The following is a 23,068-nucleotide window of genomic DNA, read 5'->3' on the forward strand; positions in this document are numbered from 1 at the left end:
TTCTTTCGGCAGCGATACAGCAGCCGCGTCCGACGGTGAGCCGCGAGCGCGTGAACGGTCCGGCAGGGACGGCTCGATCGAATCCACGAAGACGGTACGCTTATTGGCTCGAGCGCGCCAGCATGGTCCGATGACAGCCGACGTACCGCTAACGACTGTCGCGCGGGCGTTCGAAATACTCGACTCGATCCGCGATCGGGACGGGGCGAGCGTGAGCGAACTCGCCGAAGCGTTGGACGTGCCGAAGAGTACGGTTCACGACTACGTAACCACGCTGGCTCGACTGGGCTATTTGACGAACGACGGCGGGGAGTACGATCTCAGCCTCGCGTTTCTCGAACACGGAACCTACGCGAGGAAAAACGTCGCCTACGCGGATCGCGTCGAGCCAGCGCTCGAGGAGCTCGCCGCCGAGACGGGTGAGATCGTCTGGTACATCGTCGAGGAGGGTGGTCGGGGGGTCTACGCCGGGAGGGGGATCGGCAGCGACGCGCTCCAGCCCTACGCCTCGATCGGAACGCGAAGCGCCCTCCACACCATCGCGGGCGGGAAGGCGATTCTGGCGGCGCTGCCGGACGACCGCGTCGACGATATCGTCGCCGAGCGCGGGCTCGAGCGCCAGACGGCGCGAACGATCACGACCCGCGACGAGCTCGAGGAGGCCCGCGAGCGAATTGCGGAGCGGGGGTACGCGCTCAACGACGGCGAGAACATCGACGGCTGGCGCGCCGTCGCCAGCCCGGTCGTCCTCGAGGACCGGCTGTACGGCGCGATCGCGGTCGCCGGCCCGAAGAACCGGCTCCAGGGGGAGTACTTCGAGGAGACGCTGCCCGAACTGACCGTCGGGACCGCCAACGAGGTGCGGCTGCAGTTGCGGAGTCTGGGCCTCGGGTAGCCGTTTCGCGCTCGACTGCTCTCGTCGATCCTCGTCCGCCGCCGATAATCGCTGGTAGTGACACTCACGCCATACACAATCTTTATTATAGATAGTTGTTACTGACTAGCACGATGGTACTGGAAAGCCCGATCGTGCCGTTCGCGGTTGGTCTCGTCGTCGTGGTGGCGTTACTGGTGTGGCTAAAACTGCCGGCGTTCGTCGGGCTGATCATCGCCGCGATGGCGATCGGATTGGCCACGCCGGAGTTGGCGACCGGGGAGGTCCCCGCACAGACGGCAGAGGAGTTCGGTGGCGTGATGGTCAGTATCGGCATTCCCATCCTGATGGCCGCGATCATCGGAAAGTGTCTGATGGACAGCGGGGCCGCGGACCGGGTCGTCCGCGCCTTCCTCTCCTTGACGGGCGAAAAACGCTCGGAGTACGCGCTGATGGGCAGCAGTTACGTGCTGTCCATCCCGGTGTTCTTCGACAACGTGTTCTACCTGCTCGCCCCGCTCGGGCGATCGATGAAGGCCCGAACGGGCGTGAAGTTCTCGCTGTACATCTCGGTGCTGGCCGCGGGCGCGCTCGCGACGCACATGCTGGTGCCGCCGACGCCGGGGCCGCTGGCGATGTCCGCCGAACTCGACGTCGACCTCGGGCTCGCGATGCTCGTGGGTGCGGCCGTCGCGTTACCGACCTCCATGCTCGGCGGGATCGTTTACGGCCGATTCTTGAATAGCCGCGAGGAGTTCCCCCTGCGAGAGGCGATGGGATCCGATCCGGAAGACCTCCAGGAGCGTACCGACCGTCCGACCTCGGAGTTGCCGGGGCTGCTCGAATCCTCGTTGCCGATCGCGGCGCCGGTCGTGCTGATCGCCGGAAACACGACTGCGAACGTGCTCGCGGACCAGGGCGTCATCGCGGCGGACGGCCCGATCGTCGCGGCCGCCTCCTTTCTCGGCGATCCGAACTTCGCGCTCACCGTCGCGGCGATCCTCGCGGCGTACACCTACTACCGGATGGAGATGCGGGGCAACCGCGAGCTGTTCAACAACGAACTCACCGAGGCGATCAAAAGCGGCGGCAACATTATCGCCATCACCGCCGCCGGCGGGACCTTCGGGGCGATGCTGGCCACCGCGGGCGTCGGCGAGTGGATCGCGGGCGGCCTGGAGGAGTTCGGCCTCGGATTGCTGTTTACCGGCTGGGCGATCGCCGCGGTCATCCGCGTCGCCCAGGGGTCCGGAACGGTGGCCATCCTCACCGGCGCGGGGATCATGGCCCCGCTGGCGGGCGACTTTAACGCCAACGCCGTCTACCTGATGATGGCGATCGGCTTCGGCGGCATGATCGCCCCGTGGTACAACGACAGCGGATTCTGGGTCGTCAGCGAGGTCGCCGGCATCACCCAGATGGAGACGTTCAAGACGTACTCGGCGGTCTGTACCGTGATGTCGACCAGCGGCCTGATCTTGGTGTTCGTTCTGCAACTGCTCGTGCCGTTGGCGTGAGCGAACGCCGAACACCGTTTCTCGGCGGCACGTCGCACACGTCGCGTGCGGCCGCGCGGTTTCTGTCAGGAGAGTGAGAGCGACGGGAACTGGTTCGCCGTCCGTCGGGAGCGTCAGACGTGTCAGCGGTTCAGTACGGATCCGGCGGAAGCTCGCCGTCCTCGAACGACAGCGCCTCGAGCGGGCCAACCTCGACGTCCTCGCGCTCGGCGAGTTCCCTGGCGACGGGTTCCGAGACGACCAGCGAATCGGGCTCCATCGTGCTCGGGATCCGTGCGGCCCGAAGCTCCTCGGGATCGGCGATCCCGGTCGTCGAGCAGGCGACGACGAACGCCGTCGCGTCGTCGGGGACGACGAAGGGAATCTTCGCTCGATCGGTCTCGCCGCTCGTGACGATGTTGACGTACGTGTCCTCGAAATCGATGTCGGCGACGTACTCCCGGTGGACGAAATCCGCGAGCCCGACGCCCAAGGCGTTCCCGTGAGAGGGGTCGGTCAGCGAGCGGACGTACACCCGCGTGATCGACGGCGACTCGGGCTCGTCCTCGCCGTGGAAGGAGTACCGTCCGAGGACGTTCGTATCCATCCCGGTGCCGGACTTGTCCTTCCCGGCCTCGTCGACGACCAGCAGGTCGAGGTCGTCGACGGGCAGTTGCGGGAAGTAATCACGGGCCTTCTCGAGCAGTTCGGGCTCGCGTTCGGGGATCTCGGCGGCGGGTACACCCTCGATGTGGGCCGCGCGGTCGGCCGCGTTCTCCAGCAGGGCAATGCCGCCGACGATCGGCGTCTCCTCGAACAGGATTCCCGCCCGGTCCCGGATCACGTCGGCGAACTCGGTCGCGATCGCCGCGTTGTGCAGCGATTCGGCCCCGCGGTGTTTGCCGAGTCCGATGACCGCGATCTTCGAGAGCCCGCTCTCGACGGCGCCGTTGAAATCGGTGTGGACCTTCACGCGGTTCGCCAGCAGGACGGCGTCGGCCTCGAGGGCGTCCTTCGCGGCGTAGACGGGACGGCCCAGCGCGTCCTCACCGACGGCCTCGACGGCCATCGACGAGCGGATCTCACACCCCATCCGTTCGGGCGTGACTCCCAGCGCCGCGAGGGTCTCGCGTTGGCCCTCGGCGGTCGCGCCGCCGTGGCTGCCCATCGCGGGGATGATGAAGGGCTCGAGGCCCCGATCCTGGAGTTCGTCGACGGCGGCGGAAAGCGTCGCGGGCATGTCGTGGATCCCGCGGCTGCCGGCCGTGACGGCGACCTCGGCCCCCTCCGGGAGCGACTCGAACGCGTCGATGTCGTCCACCGCGGCCCTGGCGGCTCCCTCGACGTCGTCGATCGACTCGAGGTCGCGTTTCCGGCGGGCGACGGCGAACCGCGGGAGGTCCGCGACGGTGTGGTCGTTGGTCGCCCGCAGGACGTCGGCGTCGGGGAACTCGAGGTTCATTCCTCACCCCTCGGCGGCGCTTCCCCCCGCTCGCGTCGCCGCTCGGCCATCTCCGCGGCGACCTCGACCGCGTCGATCAGACTCGCCTCGCTGGCGATCCCCTCGCCGGCGATATCGAAGGCCGTCCCGTGGTCGACGCTCGTGCGGACGATCGGCAGCCCGATCGTGACGTTGACCCCGGAGACGGCGTCCTCGCTCGAAAAGCCCAGCGTCTTGATGGGAATGTGGCCTTGGTCGTGGTACATCGAGACGACGCAGTCGTAGCTCCCGCGGGCGGCCTGGACGTAGACGGTGTCGGGCGATTCGGGTCCGTGGGCGTCGATCCCCGCCTCGGCGGCGCGCTCGACGGCGGGACGGATCTCCTCGTCGTCCTCGTCGCCGAGCAGCCCGCCGTCGCTGGCGTGGGGGTTGAGCCCGGCGACGGCGATCGTCGGCTCCTCGATGCCGAGGTCGCGCAGCCCCTCGTCGGTGACCCGAATCGTCTCGAGGACGTTCTCGGTCGTCACCAGGTCGCAGGCCTCCCGCAGCGGGACGTGCGTGCTGACGTGGGTGACGACGAGGTCGTCCTCGACGAGCATCATCGAGTAGTTCTCGGTATCGGTGTAGTCCGCTAGCATCCCGGTGTGGCCGGCGTACTCGCTGCCGGCCAGACGCGTCGACTGCTTGTTGATCGGCGCGGTCGCGATCGCGTCGGCCTCGCCGTCGACCGCGAGTTCGATCGCGCGCTCGACGTATGCGAGGCTGGCCTCGCCGTAGTCCTCGCGGACGACGCCGTACTCGAGGTCGTCGACGGCGTCGAGATCCAGGACGGGAACCGCGCTCTCGGAAAACGTGGCGTCCGCGACCGCGCCGACAGTCTCGATCTCGAGGTCGGCGCCCGAGACGTCGACGCCGGCGCGCATCACGCTCGCGTCGCCGACGACGATCGGGTTCGCGTGCTCGAGTAACATCGGGTAGGCGGCGGCGACGATCTCGCTCCCGACGCCGGCGGGGTCGCCCATCGTTACGGCGACGACTGGTCGCTCACTCCGACTCATGGCTCGAAGCAAGGAAGTTCAGACAGTTAACGATACTCCTCCGGTCGCCGAACCCGCCCGCCTTCGTCACGATCGGAGTTCCCGCCGCCGGGCCGTCCCCGATCACGCCCTCCGGAACGCCGTCGACGACCGCCTCGCCGGTGAGTTCGATCGTCCTCGCGGAGCGTTCCTCGAGGACGGCCCGCGCGATCGCACCGCCCGTCAGGAGCAGTCCCGCAGGTGGGGCGTCCGCGGTCGCCTCCGCGGCCGCGACGCCGAGCGCCCGCGCGACTCTCGAGCCGGGGTCGCCGCCCCGGTCGGCCGCGGCCGTCCTCGCCCGCCGCACGTCGTCCCGCGAGGTCGCGCCCGTGAGGACGACTCGATCGCAGGTTCGACGCGCCTCCGCGAGCGCCGTCGCCGCCTCCCGTCCCGCGGCCTCGGGGTCGGCGACGGCCGCGGCGGGATCGAGTTCGACGAGCCAGTCGTCGGGGACGGCCCCGAACTGTTCGAGCGTGCGGTCGTTGACGCTGCCGACGATCCCGAGCGCGTCCGTCCCCTCGCGAGTCGGTTCCGGGAGCGACCGCGACGAGTTCGGCACCGACACCGCACTCGCCAGCCCGCCGCTGCCGACGTAGAGGACCTCGCGCTCGCAGCGACGGGCGCCGTCCGCGATCGCCTCGAGATGCCGGTCGTGGATCGCGTCACAGACGACGATCTCCGGGCCGTCACGTCCTCGGTCCGCAAGCGCCGACGCGACCGCGTCGGCTCCCTCGAGGACGGTCTCCAGCGATAGCCCGACGACGTCGTACTCGGACCCGGCGAACAGTGCACGGAGGTCGGAGTCGGTACCGTAGTCGGCGTCCTCGAGCGGCCGTCCGTCGACGAGGTGGCGGCCGTTCACCGTCACTCGACCGGTTCCGGGGAAAGCGGGCGCGACGATCGCCAGCTCCCGTTCGGTGGCCGCGAGGGCGGCGTCGACCTCCGCGGCGACGTTTCCCCGTAGCGTCGAGTCGATCTTCTTGTAGACGACCTCGGGGACGGGGTCCCGCTCGAGCCACGCGGAAACGGCCGACGCCGCGGCCGCGGGATCGAGATCGCGACTGTCGAGGTCGACCGCGAGGACGTCCGGGCGGGCCTCGAGCGATCGAGGAGCGTCCGGGTCGGCGACGACGACCCGAACCGAACTCCCGCGGGTGGCGAACCCCTGGCCGGTGTCCATCGCGCCCGTGAAGTCGTCGGCGAGGACGAGTACGCTGCTCATGCCGGTATCTCGAGAACGCGCGTACAAAACGGTTCACCTCGTCGCTCCCGATGGGACGGACACGATCCTCGTTCGCTCGCTGCCCGCCAAATGCTCGAGTATCCGACTAGTGGTAATAATGTGAATATTGTACAATAAATGTTCAGTCAGTCGCTATCGATTCTCTTCCGTTATCGGTGCTTTCTGTCCCGGATATCGGGAATAACGGTGTGAGTGACCGCTATCTAGGTACCGGCCAGAAAGCTATCAAGATGACGAACAGTTCGTGCTATCGGCCCTCATATCCCGTTTCAGAGGCAGATTTTCGGTTCGTTCATCCATTCTGTTCCGAGATCGCAGTGGATAGTGGTGTTTTCGAATATTAGCAATTCTAACACAGCATGATGGAGGTATTGTTATATTATTGCCATTTCAGTGGATCTGCGAGTCGGTCGGTACGGGAACGGCGGTGCAGCGTCTCCTCCGTCGGCGTCGGCATCGCGGCGGTACGTCGGCGTCCGCTTCGAAACGGCGGTCGTCGGAGAACCCCCACGCTTAACTGTCGGTAGCCGTACTCGCCAACCGTACGGGACCGCGCCGCTTCCGGAACGAAACTCCTGACACGGAACGGGCGTCGATCGTCGTGCGGTATCACATCTCGTAGGACCGTTTCACAAATGATGAGTGGTGACGCGGCTCGAAACAGAATTTTATGCCTGCCACACCGACGTCTATCTATGAGTACAGGACCGTACCTGCCAGGAAGTTTCGATGTAGAATCGTACGAGCCGCTCTTGCAGCGCCAGACCGCGCTGCTTGCGTTCGTCGTCGCGTTCGTTCTCCTCGTCTCGACGGGACTCGCGTTCGACGTCTACTTCGGCTACTAACGCCCGCCGCGCTCTCCGCGTTCTGCGGCCGCCGTTCGTTCTATCTCGGCGAGTTCGAATCCGGCGCGGACCGACGTCTCGCCCGTCGACCCGTTTTGAAAAGCCAGAAGTGCGCTCGAACGAGTCGATCACCATGGACCGAAGCGACCGCCGGGGCTCGCCCGAGAACCAGCCGCTCCTCGAGTCCAGATACCGACGGCTGGTCGCGTACCTCCGATTCAACCGGGATTCGATCCTCGTCGACGTCCTGCTCGTGAGCGCCTGGATCCTGCTGGCCTCGGGCGTCGCCCAGTGGTTCTCGCTCCCCCGATGGTTCTTTTACATCGTCGTCTTCGTCGGAATCGTCGTGTACACGCGGACGACCGTGCCGTGGTCGCGGCCGTACCGAAGTCCGGACTGAGCGAATCAGACGAACTGGAGAAGCGGGAGCAACAGGATGACTACCCAGAGTATGACGCCCGTTCTGACGTAGCCGTGTCGCTCCGAGTCGAACCGCTCTGCGTGGGACGCGCCGACCGCGACGAAGCCGAGCGCGACCGCCGCCGAGAACCGGTGGACGAGGACGTTGACGGGCAACTGCGTGACGCCGAGCAGGGTGTAATCGAGCAGAATCGCGACCGCGAAGCCGATCGACGCGGCCGAAAACGCCGTCGGTCGATCGAGCCGCCGCGCGAAGACGTACGTACAGACTGGGAGTCCGCCGAATATCAGCGGGTAGAACGGCGCCGCGACGATCCGCGGATCGAGCGACGGGAGCGCGCCCTCGAGCGCGATCGCGCCGAACCTGACGAAGAGGTAGACCGCGATCAGCGAGACCGGCAGGGCGATCGCGTTTCGGACCCGCGGCGTCCCCCAGTATCGGACGACGCTGGCGCGATCGAACCGCCGCAGCACGGACGCGCCGAGGAGGCCGACGAACGGGACGGTAAGCGCCGTCGGACGGTCCGCGAGGTCGACCACGGTAACCCATCCGTCGCCGTCGGAGCTGCGATCGTTGTCCATGTGGACGCGAGTGACGTCGTCGACGAACCAGCGGCCCATGAACTCCGTCTCGACGTACTGCTGTGACTCCTCGATGCTGTCGACGGTGTGTCTGAGGTGGAACCAGTCCCAGTGCTCCTGGTGGGCCTGCATCGCCGTCCAGTTCTCGTCGGCGGGCGATTCGTACGCGCGGATGTGGTGGCGCGTTCCGAGGTAGGTGCCGTCGTGGAGTTCGTAGCTCTCCGCGAGCCAGATCCCGTCGTCCGGATCCGGAGTCGGCGAGGCGTAGGTGTATCGGGTCGAGCCCTCGGCGTTCCCCCAGGCGGTCGCGGTTCCGAAGACGGCTTCGTCGTCCTCGGCGCCTCCGACGTCCGCCTCCTCCTCGTCGGTTTCGTTCCAGTCGCCCTCGCTTTGCTCGGTCAGGTGCAGGGCCGTCTCCTCGGTGTCCCCGTACACGATCAGGTTGAGCGCGAGCGTCCGCCCGTCGAACGCGGTCGCACGGCTGGTGTACGGCCAGAGCGCTGACGTCTCGTTGTCGACGGTAGCGAACTCTCGAGGGGGTTCGGAGCCGTCCCCTGCCGCATCGAAGACGACCGACCCGGCACCGAGCGTTGCGAGGACGAGGACGAACACGACGAGAGCCATCAGGGGGCGACCGAACGCGGACATTCGTTCTCGTAGTAACCCGAGCGACTGCTCATTGCTATTTCGGTTCGTGTCGTAACCCGGTTCGCCGACGTCGGGGCCGGGGCCGTCGCCGCCGCGGCGCGGAAGCGGGAACGCCGGAGGATGGCACGACGGCGGTAGACGTTACGCGGAGGAGGTTCGATCAAGCGGGGCTGAGACGTTCGACGCAGTTGCGGCAGTACGTGTAGAAGGGGTCGTTTTCGGTCTCGCAACTCGGACAGACACCCGGCGCCGGCGGGTGAGGGCCGGAAGACCGGTCGTGGGTCCGGTCCCAGTACTCCGCGCCGGTCGGGTGGTACGCTCCGGGGGCAAACCCGTCGAGGGACTCGGCGGCGTCGTCGCTTTCGTCCTCGTCCGCCTCGTGTTGACGGAACATGAGTGCGGTCCACCAGCCCCCGAGCAGGAGGACCACCACTGCGATGATGATGGTATCCATGGTATGTGCATTCATAACACTCGAGGTCACTTAGCCTATTTTGCTCGAGAAGTGACGGAACGCGTACCGGGCCGAGTACCGAAAGAGGAGACCGACTCGACCGGAGACGATAGCGAACGGGAATAGCCGATACCGACCAAAGGTACTTTTTTGAGTTCATATTCGATATATTTTTTATCCATGAACATATGTTGTTTTCATGGACAGGAGAAAGTTCCTAATCGGTGCAACGGGTGCAGCAACCGTGATCGCGGGCTGCAGCGACGACGGAGACGAAAACGGAGACACTGCGCCCGAGGACGAGGGGACGTCCGAGGAAACCGGCGACGACGAAACCGACCCCGAAAACGAGTCGGATACCGGCGACGACGGCGGGAACGAGACGAACGACGACGGAACCGAGAGCGACGGCGAAAGCGAGACGAGTGACGACGGAAACGAGACTGACGGCGAGAACGAAACCGACGGCGACGAGGACGAGTTCGAGGGCGAGGAAGCCGACGAGGAGAACGAGGAAAGCAACGACGAGAGTGAAGACGGCGAGGAAGGCGACGACGGAGAGAGCGACGAGGCCGAAGACGACGGAGAGAGCGACGACGAAAGCGGGGGCGAGGAGGAACTCGATCCCGGCGACTACGAGAACGAGATCGTCAACGACAGTCCGCTCGAGGTCGCGGCGTTCGAGGTCGGCGACGGCTGCGAGCTGACTGCGCGGATCACGCGGCCCGACGGGGAGACGGCCCGGATCCGGTACGACTTCGTCGTCTACTACGGCGACGAGGTTCTCGCGGAGTCGCGGAACAACGACTACGAACTCGACGGCGACGACGCGAGCCACCGGCTCACCGCGGTGCTGGAGGACTGCGACGAGGCCACCCACTTCGGATTCAAACTCCACGGCTACGAGGCCATCGAACGCGCCGGCGACGACATCGAGGGGTACGTCGCCATGGCGGGCGGCACCGACAACGTCTTTTCGGTCCAATCGCACTCGTTCGACGGGCAGAACTGCCAGGTCGAGGTCGAGGTCTACAACGAGACCCCCGAAGAGATCACGGGCTTCATCTGGGTCAACATCCAGGGGGACCGGGACGCACAGGAGGAGAGCACCGAGATCCCCCTCGAGGCCGGCGGGACCGAGACGGTCACGTTCGGCGCGGAAAACTGCGGCAACGTCCGCACGTACTCGGTCCGCGGGGACGTCATCGACCAGTAACGGTCGCCTCGAGCGGCGCCGGTGATCGACTCGCGGCCGACGGACACCGAGAGCGTCCCGACGGCCCCGCAGCTGCGGCGGACTTTTTGTCGCGGACGGACGTGGCGAGACGCAGCTTCGCGTTCGCGAGTTCTCGATCCGCGAGCGGAGAACGGTCTCGAGCCGATCGTCGAGTCGACGAGTACAGCCCGCGAGTTCGACAGCACACGCTCGAGTTCGAACGGATCGACAAAAAACCCGTGGCGGTTCGGGGGAGTGGGGGAGTAGCCGGAGACCGCATGCATACGGGCGAGCGTCAGCGGCGGGACCCTCCGACTAATTCATACTATACTACCATGTAATAAATACTTTGTGTCAATATGTTACGTACGCACTCGCGTTCGGTCAGCGTTCGAGCGGGAGCGAACCGCAACGACGGTGGCGCGAGAGCGACCGAGTTCGAAGCGCCGCTGGCGTTCCCACTGCGTCGTCGAAACGGATACGGCCGAACCGCAGTCTCAGTCCCGCGTCGTCGACTCCGGGGATTCGTCGCTCGCGCGGCGGCGCAGCCACTCGAGACCGAGCGCGCCGCCGACGACCCCGGCGCCGGCCGTGAAGCCGGGCATCCCCTCGTCGTCGGACGTGTCCGTCGCCCCGTTCGATCCGTCGTCACCGTCGCCGTCGACGGTTCCGTTCCCGCCGTCCGCTTCGTCGCCGGTATTCTTGCCGTCGGTTCCGTTCGTTCCGTTAGTCCCGCTCTCGGAAGCGTTTTCTTCGCCGTCGCTCCCGGTTTCCTCGCCCTCGAACTCGTCCTCGTTGGCTTCCGCGGCGTCGTCCCCGTTGGTTCCGTTTTCGTCGTCGCTCTCGGTTCCGTCGTCGTTCGTCTCGTTCCCGCCGTCGTCGCCAGTATCCGACTCGCTCTCGGCGTCGGTTTCGTCGTCGCCGGTTTCCTCGGTCGCGTTCTCGTCTCCGTCGCTCGAGTCGCCGCTTTCCCCGTCGCCCGAGTCAGCGTCGTCGTCTGTCGGCTCGTCGTTTCCATCTGCCTCGTCGCTCTCGCCGTCATCGCCGTGCTCCGCCCGGAGCGCGACGAGTCCGTTCGCGCCGTTCGTGTAGATCGTCTCCTCGGTAACGGCGTACCAGTCGGCCAGCGCGTCGCCGTCGACGACCGCGTGCGTGAACTCCCACCGCTCGCCGCCGTCCTCGAGGGCGAGCCCGACCACCGCGCGCTCGTTGTACCCGGGGTAGTACGGGAGGACGACCGTGTCCCCGACGACCGCGGGAGCGCGCCACCCGCTCGTCCCGCCGACGTCCTCCCAGCCCCCGTCGGCCTCGTAGTCGCGAACCCGGAGGCCGTTGCGACTGGCCGCGACCTGCACCGCGTCGGTCGCCGCCGGCGGGAACACGCTCGGGCCCGCCCCGATGCGGTCGCCGGTGGCCGCGTCGAGGATCGGGAAGTCGTCCTCCGGACTCCCGCCGACGTACACCCGCTCGGCGGTCGCCGCGACGCCGGAAACCGACAGCCCGTCGTAGTCCCGACGCCAGTGGGTCCACTCGGTGTCGCCGCTTTCGGCGTCGAAGGCGGCGATCCCGAACCCGTCCGCGACCGCGTACGCGAGTCCGTTCGCGACCGCGACGGGGATCGCCTCGAACCCGGCCTCCCGCCCGTCGGCGTCGGCCGCGGCCCCCTCGGCCGACGCCTCGAGGGAGACCGAGTCCCGGCTCCAGCGCGGTGAGCCGTCGGCCAGGTCGTACGCCAGCAGCGTTCCGTCGGCGACGGCGTAGGCGGTCCCGTCGGCGACGGTCGGGCTCGTCACGGGCGATTCGCCGTCGAACGGCTCGCTCCAGCGCACCTTGCCGGTGTCGGCCTCGAAGACGGTCAGCGCGTCTCCGCCGACGACTACCGCGTCCCCGGCGACCGCGGGGGTTCCGCCGGCGCCGACGCCCTCGCTCTCCCAGCGCACCGAACCGTCGGCGTCGTCGAGCGCGTGCACCGCCCCGCCCGTCCGGAGGTAGACCGTTCCGTCAACGATCGCCGCCCGGCCGGCCTCGTCGTACTCCCAGGCGACCGTCTCCGGCTTCGGAAACGACCCGTCCGACGGGACGTACGCGGTGTTTCCGGCGTTCCCACGGTAGGAGGACCAACCGTCGGACTCCTCGAGCGACGCGTCCGTATCGCCCGTTTCTGCGGCACCGCTCGCGCCCGTCGCGACGACACCGATCGACAGCGCCGCGCCCGTTCCCAGTATCGTTCGCCGCCTCCAGCCCGTCATACTCGTTTCGGGCGTCTCCCGTTACGTACATATACCCCGTGGATATCGTTCGCACGGCTCGGATCGAACGCTCCGCGAGGGCGGGTCGGCCGTCGCGGACCGAGAGCGGTTCGTCGGGGCCGCACCGACGGCGAGGTGAACGGGGCCGTCCCACCGACGGTTGTCGAACGGGACGCGACGATTCGACTGTCGGATCAGTATTCTTTTCTCAGCCGCCGTCGAAGTGCCCGTATGGACCTCCAGGAGCAGTTCGAATCGGATATCCGATTCTACTACGCCGTGGGTGGGTTCGTGATCCTGGTCTACACCGCTGCTATCGTCACAGCGGCGCTGCTCGACCTCGCCATCGTCGACAGGCGACTCCTCCCGCTCACCGTCGGGTTTTTCCTGTTCATGCTCGTCTACTTCGTCGCGATAAGCGCCCAGCTCCTCGAGGCCGAGGAAGCGCAGCGAACCGCCCGGTAGCTCGCCCGCTGCACGGACGCGACGGCTCGACCACCCCGTCGGGACGACGCCTGCGATTCTCCGTCCTCGGGTCCGAGCGGGGCACCGACCATCAAAACCACAACCACACGGCGGAAACGCGTGAGCCGTAAGTCTGTACGCCGACCTCCTCGAGGCCAAGCGGTTAGCCGGGCACAACGAGTACGGGCGGGTCGCCGGCAGGGTGAAAAGCCGCCTCGCCGAGTCGCTACGGCGGTCGCGGGTTCGACGAACGGCCGGGGCTATCGGGGCCGTCGACGATCCGGCTGCGCGGAGACTCGCCGACGGGTTTCGGATCTGTCTGCGGGATTCGTTCACCGCGGACCAGCGGGCCACGTTCGCGCGGATTTCGGATCGCAAGTCCGCCCTGCAGAACGACGATTCCGAGGTCACGTACTCGTTTCACGGGCCGAGCGACGAGGGGGTGACCGAGGACGTGTACGACGGGCGCTCGAGCACCGTGACCGTCTCCGAGTTCCCGCACTGTCCGTCGAGGTACGGAACGTTGCTGACGGCGCTGCTCACGCAGTACCACTCGCCGAGCGTCGTCGAGTTCGGAACGTGTCTCGGAACCTCGGCCGCGTACATGGGCGCGGGGCTGGACAGCGGCCACCTCACCACTATCGAGGCCGGCGAACCGCAGGTGAGGATCGCTCGAGAAACGATCGAGAAGCTGGCCTGGAGGACCGAGTTACCGCCCGACAGGGGCTGTTCCAGGACGTGCTCCTGGAGGACGGTACCGCGCCGAACTTCGACGTCGCGTTCCTCGACGGCCACCACCAGAAGGACGCGACGCTCGAGTACTTCGACGCGCTGTACGAGTTCGCGAACGAGGACGCGATCATCGCGTTCGACGACGTGAACGGCTACTCGGACGGGATGGACGAAGCGTGGGCGGAGATCCGCGCCGACCCGCGGGTCGATCTGTCGGTCCTGACGAACAGAACCGGGTTCGTCGTGGTCAACTCGTCGGTCTCCGACCCGAAGCGGTTCTCGCTGCCGTACTGAGCGGCGGTGGGAACGGCGTCCGATCGGCGTCACTCCTCGAGCGCGGGATCACTCTCGGCGCCCGCGCGGCGCCGGAGCAACTCGAGGCCGAGCGCGCCGCCGGCGATCCCGGCGCCCGCGGTGAAGCCGGGCGTCCGCTCGGCGGCGCCCGCGTCGACGGCGGCGTCGCGTTCCGTGCCGTCGGCCGAGTCGGTCGCGCCGTTGCGCTCGGTCCCCTCGGGATCGAGGGCGCCGTCGCCTTCGGCACCGTCCTCGAGGGGATCGTCGTCCGTTCGCGAGCCGGGTTCCGTTTCGCTCCCGCCGTCGATCTCGTCGGTCGTCTCCTCGTCGACTTCGTTGCCCGTCCCTCCGTCGGCAGTGTCGTTACCGTCGCCATCGTCGGTCGCGTTACCGCCGATTTCCTCTCGATCACCAGATTCGTCGTCGTCGTCGGTGTCGTCGGTCGCGTCGGCGCTGCCGTCGTCCGCTCCGCCGTCGTCGTTTCGGTTCCGGATCCGGCGCTCGGATCCCCCCTCGCTCGGATCGCTCCGGGTATCGTCGCCGTCGCTGCTGCCGTCCTCGCCCCCGGTGCGATCGCTTCGACCGTCGTCGTCCCGACCGTCACCGTCGTCGGCAGGTTCCCGAAGCGCGACGAGGTCGCCGTCGCGAGCGACGTAGATCGCGTCCGCGGTGAGCGCCCGGATCGGTCCGACCGGGACCTCGCGCTCGGCGACCGACCACCGCTCGCCGCCGTCCTCGAGACCGAGCGCGACGAGCCGTCGCTGGCCGTCGCCGTCGGCGACGGCGACGTACGCGGCGTCGCCGCCGACGGCGGCCGGCCCGTAAGCGCGTTCGGCCTCGAGGGTCCAGTCGATTCGGTCGTCCTCGAGCGAGCGACCGCGGTAGGCGTCGCCCGCTCCGGCGACGAGCCCCGTTTCGCCGAGCGCGACCTCGCTCGACGAGTCGGGCGTCGCCGTTCCGAGGACGGCGCCCGTCTGCGCGTCGTAGCGCCGTCGATCGCCGTCCGGACCGCCCGCGGAGACGACGGCGGTTTCGTTCGCCTGGATCGCCGTCCCCCGGGCGGTGCCGTCGGACTCGCGGCGCCAGACCTCCTCGCCGGTGTCGGGGTCGTACGCGAGCAGCACGTTCCCGGCGGCGGCGTACACCACCCCGTTGGCGGCCGCGGTCCCCTCGGCGAAGGCGCGCTCGTCGCCGTTCCCGTCGATCACGGAGCCGACGTCCCACCGGACCGAGCCGTCGGCGGGCTCGAGCGCGTACAGGGCTCCGTTGACCACGACGTAGACGCCGCCGTACGCGACCGTCTGCCAGGCGGCCGCCTCGTCCGTTCCGAAGTCGGTCCGCCAGCGGAAGCGCCCGTTCGACCGATCGAGCGCGACGACCTCCGTCCCGGTGAGGAACACGCGCTCGGCGTCGACCGAGGGTGCGGTCGCCGCGACGTCGGGGTTCTCCCAGACGAGCGAGCCGTCCGCCGCCTCGAGGGCGACGACGCCGTTATCGATCGTCGCGTACACGGTCCCGTCCGCGACGGCGATCTCGTCGTGGTGGTCGACCGACCAGGCCGCCTCGAGCGCGCCGCCGTCGAACCCGGGACCGTCCGCGTACCTGGCGTGTCCGGCCCCGCCGCGGTGGGAGGGCCACTCGCCTTCGAGTCCCGGGTTCGGCTCGAGAGCGGAATCCGGGAGCGCCTCGGTCCGGGCCTCGCCGTCGGTTCGAGCCGACCCGAGCGCCCCCGTCGAGAGCGCCACACCCGTCGCCAGTACAGATCGCCGGCTCCAATCGCTCATACCGCTCCATCGAACATCAGGTACAAATATATTCAGACTATTTTGAATATTGTGTCGCCCCCTCGCGCGCCGAACGGAGTCGGCTCGAGGGGTGTCCGCGCCGCTCGAGACGAGAATTCTGGAGAACGGCGGCGACGCGAGCGAGTAGCCGAGACGCTACTCCAGCGCCGACTCGAGGGCGTCGACCTGCTCGGCGTTCCCGAAGTAGGCGGGAGTGTGCTGGTGGAGGTCCTCGGGTTCGCGCTCGAGGATCGATCCGCGACCGGTCGAGGACCGTCCGCCCGCGGTTTCGACGAGGTGTGCGATCGGGTTGGCCTCGTACTGGAGTCGGAGGTCCCCGTCGGGACTGGTCGCTCGCTCGGGGTACCCGATCAGGCCGCCGTCGACGAGGAGGTGGTTGACGTCGGCGACCATCGCACCCGTGTACCGAAGTTTGGAGTCGCGCTGGAGGTCGGACCAGACGTCGCGGACGGACGTCGACCACTCGGCGGTCGAACCGGCGAACCCGCAGATCGAGCCCTGGGCGGGGAAGCTGACTGGAGCCGACTCGACGATCTCGCCGTCGTCGATCACGTACCGCGTGACGATCCCGTCGACGGCGGCGGTCATCGTCACGAGCGGACCGTACAGGACGAACGCGCTGGCGACGAGTTCGCGACCGCTCGCCGGGAGCGAGGCGTCGTAGACGCCGACGACCGTGCCGACCGTGTTGTTCGAGCGGAGATTCGACGAGCCGTCGAGCGGATCGACGGCGACGCTGTATCCCTCGCCGACGTCCTCGACGGCGTCGCGCTCCTCGCTGGCGAACGTCCCGACGCCGTCGAGCGCCGCCAGTCGATCGCGGAGGGTGCGGTCGATCTCCAGGTCCGCGGCCGACTGCGCGTCGCCGCTCGGGTTCTCGCCGGCGGTCTTCCCGCGGGACGTCCGCAACTGCTCGCGAACCGTGGGCGTCGCCCCCGCGAGCGCGTTCAGAATCGGACGCACGTCCGTCACCGAGACCACCGCCGTCCCGTCGGACCTGCGCTCGTCTCCGCGGCGGATTCGACTCCGTCGGCACCGCTCACGAGAACAGCCTCCGGATGCGGGCGAACAGTCCCTTCGACGGGTCGCCCCCGAGCTGTTCGCGTTCGGCGTCGGTATCGTCCGTCGAGGTCGATCCGGCCTCCTCGGTCCCTTCGGCGCTTTCGCCCTCGGAGACGTCGGTAACGCCGGTTTCACCGGCCTCGGCCTTCTCGATCGCCCGTTCGATCAGCCCGTCGACGTCGTTGACCGCGTCCTTGACCGTTCCCTTGACGAGGGGTTTGCCCTCGAAGCGGTCGCGGTTGACCGCCGTGTCCGCGGCGACGATGACCGCGTCGGCGTCCTCGATCTCCGCGGCCGTCAACTCGTTCTCGGCGCCCATCGCGCCCTGGACTTCGACTTTGATGTCGTGACCGCGCTCCTCGGCGGTCGTCTCGAGGTTTTCGGCCGCCATCTGGCTGTGTGCGATACCGGTCGGACAGGAGGTGACTGCGACGAGTTTCATTGGTCTGGTGTGGTAGATTCGATGCGTTCGGTAACCTGTGCGCCGGTTGCCGCCTCGAGCGCCGCCGAGGCGAGCTCGGCCGCCTCGTCCGTGCGGGTCGCCTCCACCGCGGCCTTGACGTCCGGGACGGTGACCGCGCTCATGCTGAGCTCGTCGAGCCCGAGCCCGACGAGGAGTTCGGTCAGCTCGGGGTCGCCGGCCATCTCCCCGCACATCCCGATCCAGGCGTCGCGCTCGTGGGCCGCCTCGACGGCTCGGGCGACGGCTCGCAGTACGGCGGGGTGGCGCGGATCCCGGAGCTCGGCGACGCGTTCGTTTTCGCGCGCCGCGGCCATCACGTACTGGGTGAGGTCGTTCGTCCCGATGCTGAGGAAGTCGACCCGCTCGGCGAGCTCGGGCGCCGTGAAGACGGCCCCGGGCGTCTCGATCATGACGCCGAGTTCGGGGATCGCGTAGTCGACCCCCTCGTCCTCGAGGGCGTCCGCGACCGCGTCGACGGTCTCGAGCGCGGCGGTCAGCTCCTCGGGCGTCGCGACGAGCGGGAACATGACCGCCAGCCGCCCGTCGCCGTCCGCGGCCGCCCGGAGCAGCGCCCGGAGCTGCGTCTCGAAGAGGTCGGCGTCCGGGCCGAGCGAGCGGCGGATCCCGCGCTCGCCGAGGAACGGGTTCTCCTCCTCGGGCAGCTCGAGGTAGGGGATCTGCTTGTCGCCGCCGATATCGAGCGTCCGGACGACCACGCGACCGTCCGGGAACGTCTCGAGCGCCTCGAGGTAGGTCTCGTACTGTTCGTCCTCGTCGGGCGGGGTTTCGCGGTCGAGAAACAGGAACTCGGTGCGGTAGAGCCCGACGCCGTCGGCGCCCCGGGCCTTCGCACCCTCGAGTTCGGCCGGCTGGCCGACGTTCGCGGCGACCTCGATCTCGGCGCCGTCGGCGGTCGTCACCGCCTCTTCACGGATCTCGACGTCGTGGGTTTCATGTGCGGCCTCGCGGCGCTCGTCGCTCGGCTCGACGACGAGTTCGCCGCCCTCGCCGTCGACGACGACCGTCGCGCCCTCGTCGACGTCGTGCAGGTCGTCGCCGACGCCGACCACGGCCGGGAGCGCCAGCGATCGGGCGAAGATCGCGGCGTGGGAGGTCCGTCCTCCCGTAGCGGTGGCGAACCCGGCGACGCGGTCCGGATCGAGCTGGGCGGTGTCGCTCGGCGTGAGCCGCTCGGCCAGGACGACCGATCCCTCCGGAAGGTCGCCGAGATCGACCCGGTCGCCGCCGACGAGGATCCGAACGAGCCGATCGCGGACGTCCCGGAGGTCGTCGGCGCGCTCGGCCGTGCGTCCGTCCATCCCCTCGAACTGCTCGATCGGGTCGGCGAACGCGCGCTGCACCGCGTGTTCGGCGGGCAGTCCGTCCTCGAGCGCGCCCTCGACCCCGTCCTCGATCTGCGGGTCCGCGAGGAACTGCAGGTGCGCGTCGAAGACCTCGGCCTCCTGGTCGCCGACGCGCTCGGCGGTCCGTTCGCGCTCGGCTTCCAGTTCGCTTCGGGCGGTCTCGCGCGCGTCCTCGAACCGTCGGCGTTCGGTGTCGGGGTCGGCGGTCGCCTCGTCGGGGTCGGGAAGGTCGGCGTCCGGGCTGTACCAGACGACCGTCCCGACGCCCGAGCGCGGCGTCGCACCGGTTCCGGTGAGCGTGCGTTCGGTCATCGGATTAGCCCTCGGCGTCGGCCAGTTCGTCCTCGGGCGTGGTCAGGACGCGCTCGAGGGCGTCGAGCGCCGCCTCCTCGTCGGGGCCGTCCGCGATCAGCCGGACGTCTTCGCCGGATTCGGCGCCGAGGCTCGTCACCGCGATCATGCTGCCCGCCGAGATCGGCTCGTCGTCGCCGTATCCGATCCGCACGTCCGAGTCGTGCTCGTTGACAGTCTCGACGAACTTCGCGGCGGGACGGGCGTGCAGTCCCGCCTCGGGGACGATCGTCACGGTGCGTTCGCTGCTCATGCTACCGCCTCCTTCAGCACGGCCTGTACCTCGGCGGGCGTGTCCGCGTCGTACAGCGCCTCGCGGGTCTCCTCGTGCATGAGCGCCCGCGAGAGCGTGCTCAGGATCGAGAGGTGGTCGTCGGCGCCGGACTCGGGGACGAGGATCATGAAGATCAGGCGCGCGGGCTCGTCGTCCATCGAGCCGAAGTCGACGCCGGTTTCCGAACGGGTGAACGCCACGGACGGTTCCGCGACGGCGTCGGTCTGGGCGTGGGGAATCCCGATTCCCATGCCGACGCCGGTGGTCGTCTCCTCTTCGCGTGCGAGCAGCGCCTCGAGGGCCGCGTCGCGGTCCTCGACGCGCCCCGCGTCGACGAGCAAGTCGAGGAGGTACTCGATGCAGGCGCGCTTGTCCGCGGGCGCCGAATCGAGCGCGATGTGGTCGGTCGGGGCGAGCGTGTCGATGCGGTCTTCGTTGAGTGTTTCGGTCATGATGGTGTCGTGGAGTCGACATCGGGTCGCGTCGATTCGTTAGTCGTTAGTCCGGGCCGTCGCTTGAGCGTTCGGTCCCGTTTCGGTTTCGACGTCGGCGACGGTCTTCTCGAAGTCCGGTTTGATCGCCGTCGCGACGACCGCGGTAACGATCGTCCCGAGTGCGATGCAGGCGAGGAAGAGCAACGCGCTGTTCGACAGGAGGAACACGAAGATCCCGCCGTGGGGTGCGGGCATGGTGACGCCGAGCCAGAGTGCGGTGGCGCCGGCTGTCGCGCTGCCGATCACGGCGCTCGGGATCACACGCAGCGGGTCGGCCGCGGCGTAGGGAATGGCACCCTCGGTGATAAACGCCAGGCCGAGGGGAACCGCCGCCTTGGCGTTTTCGTACATTTCGGCGGAGTACTTCTGGGGTGCGATGAAGTTCGACAGCGCCAGGCCGAGCGGCGGCGTCATGCCGGCGATCATCACCGCGGCCATCGGGCCGAAGATCTGGTCGCCGACGAGCGCGGCGCCGAACACGTAGGCGACCTTGTTGATCGGGCCGCCCATGTCCGCCGCCATCATCGCGCCGAGGATCGCGCCCAGAAGGAGCGCGTTCGCTCCCTCCATCCCCTGAAGGAACGTCGTCAGCGCGTCGTCGACGATCGCGATCGGCACCCCCAGGCCGACGATGACGAGCGGCGCCAGAAACGCCGTGGTGAGTACCGGGATGATCAGCACCGGCATCATCGGTTCGATGACGGAGTGAACCGGCCACCCCTTCATCCAGCGGGCGACGTGACCGGCGAGGAGACCGGCGACCAGCGCACCGAGGAAGCCGGCGACGGCGCCGTCGGCCGAGAACCCGACGAGAGTCCCGGCGGCCTCGATGAGCTGTTCCTGCTGGATCGCCCACGAGAGGATGAAACCGGGCGCGAGTCCGGGCCTGTCAGCGATCGCGTAGGCGATGTAGGCCCCTAGAATAGGGATCATGATCGTCAGGCCGAGGTTTCCGATCTCGGCCAGGTACCACGCGAAGCTCCCCTCCGCTTCGAACACCGTCTCGGTAGTCGCCTCCGTGAACGGGAGTTCGGCGACCATGAACGCCACGGCCAGGAAAATCCCCCCTATCGTGACGAACGGAATCATGAACGACACGCCGGTCATTACGTCTTCCTTAACCGAGGTGACGTGTGACCGGAGTGCGCTCTCTGCTTTGTCTGCTGGTGCCATGCTCTACCCTAGTTCCTACCTATTATTCAAAGTAGTCTTCGAATACGATCTTTTCTGATCGTCTAGTATGGATTAATATCCGTGATGTTCACGCTACGATCGGATATTCACGCGAATATCACGGAAATTACCGGGATATCGCGTCGAGAAACCGGCTTGGTGGTCGCGTTGATGTTCGATCAAAAACGAAAGTAGTATGCACACTGCACGAGCGCTCGCTCACAACCAGTCGTCGGCTACCGGGAGCCGACCTCGGGGCTCGAGATCGAGACGCGATCGATCGAACCCGCCGCGTCGTCGAGCGGCGGGATATCGGTGCCCGGAACGGAGACGACGCGCGACGCAACCGCCATCCCCGTCCGGAGCGCCTCGCGGTCCGGAGCGCCCCGGTCCAGCGCCGACAGCACCCCCGCCAGCAACGAGTCCCCGGCGCCGACCGTATCGACGACGTCGGTCTCGAGGGCCGCCGCGTGAAAGCGATCGTCCGGCGTCGCCATGATCGCCCCGTCGGCCCCCAGCGACGCGACGACCCGATCGTACCCCCGTTCTCGGAGCTGCGCGACCGCGTCGTAACACTCCTCGAGGGTGCGAGTCGGTTGCCCCGTCGCCGCCGCGAGCTCCTCGCGGTTGGGTTTGCACAGCGCGTAGGACGCGTCGAGCTCCGCGAGGCGGTCCCCGCCGACGTCGACGACGGTCTCCCACTCCCCGGCTCGAGAAATCCGATCGATCGCGTCGGAGTCGAGACCCGGCGGGAGACTCCCGCCGACGACGACGGTATCGGGCTCGTTGCGCTCGACGGTACGCAGCAGGTCGTCGATCGCGCGCTCGGAGACCGTCGGCCCGGCGTGGTTGATCTTGAACTCCGCGTCCTCGGTCAGGACCGTGGTGTTGAGCCGAGTTCGTCCGTCGATCTCGACGAAATCGCTCTCGATCCGTCCGTCGGCCAGGCCGTCTCGAATGAACTCCCCGAGAAAATCGCCGACGAGGCCCGTCGCGACCGTCTCGGTTCCTAACTCGACGAGGTACTTCGAGACGTTGATCCCCTTGCCGCCGGGATCGATGCGCGCGTCGTTGGCCCGCGCGACCCGGCCGGATTCGGGAAGGCTATCGACGCCGACCGTGTGGTCGACCGCCGGGTTGAGCGTTACCGTGAGGATCACTGCTCGACCACCCGGACGACCTCCACGTCGGCGCTTTCGAACGGTTCGTACTGCTCGTCGGTCAGCGTCGTATCGGTGATGAACATGTCTATCTCCGTCAGCTCGGCGAACTTCACGAAGCTCTGCTTTCCGAGTTTGGAGCCGTCCGAGACGAGGACGACCCGACCCGCGTTCTCGATCATGAGTGATTTCAACCGCGCTTCGTCCTCGTTCGGCGTCATCAGCCCCTCGGACGGCCCGATCGCGTTCGTCCCCAGAAACAACAGATCGAAGTTCGTTCGCTCCATGAACCGCTCCGCGCTCGGACCGGTGAGCGCGCGGGTTTCGTGCCGGAGCGATCCCCCGGTGAGTTTCACGTCGTGGGCCTGCTCGCCCAGCTCGATCGCGAGCACCGGCGAGTTCGTCACCGCGAGAAACGACCTGTCGCCGGGTGCGTTCTTGGCCACCTGCATCGTCGTCGACCCCGAGTCGAAGAAGACGACCTGGTTCTCGGTGATCTCCTCGGCCGCCCGTTCGGCGATTCGCATCTTGGCGTCGAGGTTTTGGACCTCCTTCTGGCCGTAGGTCTGTTCGTTCCCGACGGTGGTCACCGGGACCGCACCGCCGTGAGAGCGCTCGATCAGCTGCCTGTCCTCGAGGTCGCTGAGATCGCGTCGGATCGTCGCCTTCGAACAGTCCATCCGATCCGCGAGCTCGGCGACGGAACACTCCCCTCGTTCGGAGACCAACTCGACGATCTCGCGCTTTCTGACTGCAGGTAGCATAGTGAGTCGCTTGTGCGCTTCTAGCGCGGCGGCGTTCATATCGTTATCTGTCTGTGATCGTTTCTGATCGATTTCGGTCGGGCGAGGTACCGGTTCCGGCGGTGACGGCCCCGGGTCGACGCG

23 protein-coding genes are annotated in these 23,068 nt (G+C 67.8%); 7 read left to right on the forward strand and 16 right to left on the reverse strand.

Features of this window, described 5'->3' with window-relative positions:
- Positions 1-130 precede the first annotated feature (130 nt).
- Together C492_RS14155 and C492_RS14160 are read left to right on the forward strand one after the other, a co-directional pair.
- Positions 131-895 carry an IclR family transcriptional regulator gene (locus tag C492_RS14155; RefSeq protein WP_008424710.1) on the forward strand — a complete coding sequence of 255 codons (765 nt, stop codon included), beginning with the start codon at positions 131-133 and terminating at the stop codon, positions 893-895.
- 113 nt (positions 896-1,008) lie between these two features.
- The gene (locus tag C492_RS14160; protein WP_008424711.1) at positions 1,009-2,391 is read left to right on the forward strand and encodes a GntP family permease; all 1,383 of its coding nucleotides are present in this window, start codon (positions 1,009-1,011) and stop codon (positions 2,389-2,391) included.
- 130 nt (positions 2,392-2,521) lie between these two features.
- Here the strand turns inward: C492_RS14160 and C492_RS14165 are convergent, their stop codons facing one another.
- The 3 genes from C492_RS14165 to C492_RS14175 are packed head-to-tail and all read right to left on the reverse strand — an operon-like array spanning position 2,522 to position 6,109.
- Positions 2,522-3,832, reverse strand: coding sequence for a lactate racemase domain-containing protein (locus tag C492_RS14165; RefSeq protein WP_008424712.1), 1,311 nt, complete (start codon positions 3,830-3,832; stop codon positions 2,522-2,524).
- Positions 3,829-4,869 carry a 4-hydroxythreonine-4-phosphate dehydrogenase PdxA gene (gene pdxA / locus C492_RS14170; protein WP_008424714.1) on the reverse strand — a complete coding sequence of 347 codons (1,041 nt, stop codon included), beginning with the start codon at positions 4,867-4,869 and terminating at the stop codon, positions 3,829-3,831. The genes C492_RS14165 and pdxA overlap by 4 nt, the downstream gene beginning before the upstream one ends.
- Positions 4,856-6,109, reverse strand: a complete 1,254-nt coding sequence (locus C492_RS14175; RefSeq protein ID WP_008424716.1) for a four-carbon acid sugar kinase family protein — start codon at positions 6,107-6,109, stop codon at positions 4,856-4,858. Before C492_RS14175 ends, pdxA begins: the two co-directional genes overlap by 14 nt.
- Positions 6,110-6,825: 716 nt before the next feature.
- On the opposite strand from C492_RS14175, the gene C492_RS24245 reads away from it, so the two are divergent.
- Both C492_RS24245 and C492_RS14180 read left to right on the forward strand, forming a co-directional pair.
- On the forward strand, positions 6,826-6,975 hold the full coding sequence (locus C492_RS24245) for a hypothetical protein (RefSeq protein ID WP_160166996.1): 150 nt from the start codon (positions 6,826-6,828) through the stop codon (positions 6,973-6,975).
- 133 nt (positions 6,976-7,108) lie between these two features.
- Positions 7,109-7,375 (forward strand): hypothetical protein, encoded by a 267-nt coding sequence (locus C492_RS14180; protein WP_049893078.1) that lies wholly within the window; start codon positions 7,109-7,111, stop codon positions 7,373-7,375.
- A gap of 5 nt (positions 7,376-7,380) precedes the next feature.
- Here the strand turns inward: C492_RS14180 and C492_RS14185 are convergent, their stop codons facing one another.
- A complete protein-coding gene (locus C492_RS14185; protein WP_008424720.1) occupies positions 7,381-8,625 on the reverse strand; it encodes a hypothetical protein in 1,245 nt (414 codons plus the stop codon).
- 160 nt (positions 8,626-8,785) lie between these two features.
- A complete protein-coding gene (locus C492_RS14190; RefSeq protein WP_008424722.1) occupies positions 8,786-9,079 on the reverse strand; it encodes a DUF7577 domain-containing protein in 294 nt (97 codons plus the stop codon).
- A gap of 199 nt (positions 9,080-9,278) precedes the next feature.
- Between C492_RS14190 and C492_RS14195 the strand changes: the two genes are divergently transcribed.
- Positions 9,279-10,295, forward strand: a complete 1,017-nt coding sequence (locus C492_RS14195; protein WP_049893072.1) for a hypothetical protein — start codon at positions 9,279-9,281, stop codon at positions 10,293-10,295.
- A gap of 497 nt (positions 10,296-10,792) precedes the next feature.
- Here C492_RS14195 and C492_RS14205 read toward each other — a convergent pair whose 3' ends face one another.
- On the reverse strand, positions 10,793-12,544 hold the full coding sequence (locus tag C492_RS14205; RefSeq protein ID WP_008424728.1) for an outer membrane protein assembly factor BamB family protein: 1,752 nt from the start codon (positions 12,542-12,544) through the stop codon (positions 10,793-10,795).
- Between the two features lie 231 nt (positions 12,545-12,775).
- Here C492_RS14205 and C492_RS14210 point away from each other — a divergent pair, with 231 nt between their 5' ends.
- Positions 12,776-13,009, forward strand: coding sequence for a hypothetical protein (locus C492_RS14210; RefSeq protein ID WP_008424729.1), 234 nt, complete (start codon positions 12,776-12,778; stop codon positions 13,007-13,009).
- A 420-nt stretch (positions 13,010-13,429) separates the two neighbouring features.
- Here the strand turns inward: C492_RS14210 and C492_RS24695 are convergent, their stop codons facing one another.
- On the reverse strand, positions 13,430-13,615 hold the full coding sequence (locus C492_RS24695; protein ID WP_049893073.1) for a hypothetical protein: 186 nt from the start codon (positions 13,613-13,615) through the stop codon (positions 13,430-13,432).
- On the opposite strand from C492_RS24695, the gene C492_RS24250 reads away from it, so the two are divergent.
- A complete protein-coding gene (locus C492_RS24250) occupies positions 13,589-14,035 on the forward strand; it encodes an O-methyltransferase (protein ID WP_160166997.1) in 447 nt (148 codons plus the stop codon). The genes C492_RS24695 and C492_RS24250 overlap by 27 nt on opposite strands.
- Before the next feature lie 29 nt (positions 14,036-14,064).
- On the opposite strand, the gene C492_RS14225 is transcribed toward C492_RS24250, so the two are convergent.
- The 9 genes from C492_RS14225 to glpR form a co-directional block, all read right to left on the reverse strand.
- Positions 14,065-15,819 carry an outer membrane protein assembly factor BamB family protein gene (locus tag C492_RS14225; protein WP_049893074.1) on the reverse strand — a complete coding sequence of 585 codons (1,755 nt, stop codon included), beginning with the start codon at positions 15,817-15,819 and terminating at the stop codon, positions 14,065-14,067.
- 156 nt (positions 15,820-15,975) lie between these two features.
- Positions 15,976-16,821 (reverse strand): class 1 fructose-bisphosphatase, encoded by an 846-nt coding sequence (locus C492_RS14230; RefSeq protein ID WP_008424736.1) that lies wholly within the window; start codon positions 16,819-16,821, stop codon positions 15,976-15,978.
- Positions 16,822-16,879: 58 nt separating this feature from the next.
- Complete coding sequence (locus tag C492_RS14235; RefSeq protein WP_008424740.1) at positions 16,880-17,344, reverse strand: PTS fructose transporter subunit IIB; 465 nt, start codon at positions 17,342-17,344, stop codon at positions 16,880-16,882.
- Positions 17,341-19,041, reverse strand: a complete 1,701-nt coding sequence (gene ptsP / locus C492_RS14240; protein ID WP_008424745.1) for a phosphoenolpyruvate--protein phosphotransferase — start codon at positions 19,039-19,041, stop codon at positions 17,341-17,343. Before ptsP ends, C492_RS14235 begins: the two co-directional genes overlap by 4 nt.
- A 4-nt stretch (positions 19,042-19,045) precedes the next feature.
- Positions 19,046-19,333 (reverse strand): HPr family phosphocarrier protein, encoded by a 288-nt coding sequence (locus tag C492_RS14245; protein ID WP_008424747.1) that lies wholly within the window; start codon positions 19,331-19,333, stop codon positions 19,046-19,048.
- Complete coding sequence (locus tag C492_RS14250; RefSeq protein ID WP_008424750.1) at positions 19,330-19,806, reverse strand: PTS sugar transporter subunit IIA; 477 nt, start codon at positions 19,804-19,806, stop codon at positions 19,330-19,332. The genes C492_RS14245 and C492_RS14250 overlap by 4 nt, the downstream gene beginning before the upstream one ends.
- Positions 19,807-19,845: 39 nt before the next feature.
- Positions 19,846-21,021 (reverse strand): PTS fructose transporter subunit IIC, encoded by a 1,176-nt coding sequence (locus C492_RS14255; protein WP_049893075.1) that lies wholly within the window; start codon positions 21,019-21,021, stop codon positions 19,846-19,848.
- Between the two features lie 236 nt (positions 21,022-21,257).
- The gene (gene pfkB / locus C492_RS14260) at positions 21,258-22,181 is read right to left on the reverse strand and encodes a 1-phosphofructokinase (protein ID WP_008424753.1); all 924 of its coding nucleotides are present in this window, start codon (positions 22,179-22,181) and stop codon (positions 21,258-21,260) included.
- On the reverse strand, positions 22,178-22,945 hold the full coding sequence (gene glpR, locus C492_RS14265; RefSeq protein WP_049893080.1) for an HTH-type transcriptional regulator GlpR: 768 nt from the start codon (positions 22,943-22,945) through the stop codon (positions 22,178-22,180). Before glpR ends, pfkB begins: the two co-directional genes overlap by 4 nt.
- Positions 22,946-23,068: the final 123 nt, after the last annotated feature.

The sequence above is a fragment of the Natronococcus jeotgali DSM 18795 genome (genome assembly GCF_000337695.1).
Taxonomy (GTDB): domain Archaea; phylum Halobacteriota; class Halobacteria; order Halobacteriales; family Natrialbaceae; genus Natronococcus; species Natronococcus jeotgali.

Excerpts from the sequence above, each read along its gene's own strand:
- C492_RS14245 (WP_008424747.1), bottom strand. The coding sequence starts at position 19,333 with ATGAGCAGCGAACGCACCGTGACGATCGTCCCCGAGGCGGGACTGCAC.
- C492_RS14160 (WP_008424711.1), top strand. The coding sequence starts at position 1,009 with ATGGTACTGGAAAGCCCGATCGTGCCGTTCGCGGTTGGTCTCGTCGTC.
- C492_RS14180 (WP_049893078.1), top strand. The coding sequence starts at position 7,109 with ATGGACCGAAGCGACCGCCGGGGCTCGCCCGAGAACCAGCCGCTCCTC.
- C492_RS24245 (WP_160166996.1), top strand. The coding sequence starts at position 6,826 with ATGAGTACAGGACCGTACCTGCCAGGAAGTTTCGATGTAGAATCGTAC.
- pdxA (WP_008424714.1), bottom strand. The coding sequence starts at position 4,869 with ATGAGTCGGAGTGAGCGACCAGTCGTCGCCGTAACGATGGGCGACCCC.
- C492_RS14235 (WP_008424740.1), bottom strand. The coding sequence starts at position 17,344 with ATGAAACTCGTCGCAGTCACCTCCTGTCCGACCGGTATCGCACACAGC.
- C492_RS14255 (WP_049893075.1), bottom strand. The coding sequence starts at position 21,021 with ATGGCACCAGCAGACAAAGCAGAGAGCGCACTCCGGTCACACGTCACC.
- C492_RS14225 (WP_049893074.1), bottom strand. The coding sequence starts at position 15,819 with ATGAGCGATTGGAGCCGGCGATCTGTACTGGCGACGGGTGTGGCGCTC.
- C492_RS24695 (WP_049893073.1), bottom strand. The coding sequence starts at position 13,615 with ATGTACGCGGCCGAGGTTCCGAGACACGTTCCGAACTCGACGACGCTC.
- C492_RS14185 (WP_008424720.1), bottom strand. The coding sequence starts at position 8,625 with ATGTCCGCGTTCGGTCGCCCCCTGATGGCTCTCGTCGTGTTCGTCCTC.
- C492_RS14205 (WP_008424728.1), bottom strand. The coding sequence starts at position 12,544 with ATGACGGGCTGGAGGCGGCGAACGATACTGGGAACGGGCGCGGCGCTG.
- ptsP (WP_008424745.1), bottom strand. The coding sequence starts at position 19,041 with ATGACCGAACGCACGCTCACCGGAACCGGTGCGACGCCGCGCTCGGGC.
- C492_RS14190 (WP_008424722.1), bottom strand. The coding sequence starts at position 9,079 with ATGGATACCATCATCATCGCAGTGGTGGTCCTCCTGCTCGGGGGCTGG.
- C492_RS14175 (WP_008424716.1), bottom strand. The coding sequence starts at position 6,109 with ATGAGCAGCGTACTCGTCCTCGCCGACGACTTCACGGGCGCGATGGAC.
- glpR (WP_049893080.1), bottom strand. The coding sequence starts at position 22,945 with ATGCTACCTGCAGTCAGAAAGCGCGAGATCGTCGAGTTGGTCTCCGAA.
- C492_RS14155 (WP_008424710.1), top strand. The coding sequence starts at position 131 with ATGACAGCCGACGTACCGCTAACGACTGTCGCGCGGGCGTTCGAAATA.
- C492_RS14165 (WP_008424712.1), bottom strand. The coding sequence starts at position 3,832 with ATGAACCTCGAGTTCCCCGACGCCGACGTCCTGCGGGCGACCAACGAC.
- C492_RS14250 (WP_008424750.1), bottom strand. The coding sequence starts at position 19,806 with ATGACCGAAACACTCAACGAAGACCGCATCGACACGCTCGCCCCGACC.
- C492_RS14210 (WP_008424729.1), top strand. The coding sequence starts at position 12,776 with ATGGACCTCCAGGAGCAGTTCGAATCGGATATCCGATTCTACTACGCC.
- C492_RS14195 (WP_049893072.1), top strand. The coding sequence starts at position 9,279 with ATGGACAGGAGAAAGTTCCTAATCGGTGCAACGGGTGCAGCAACCGTG.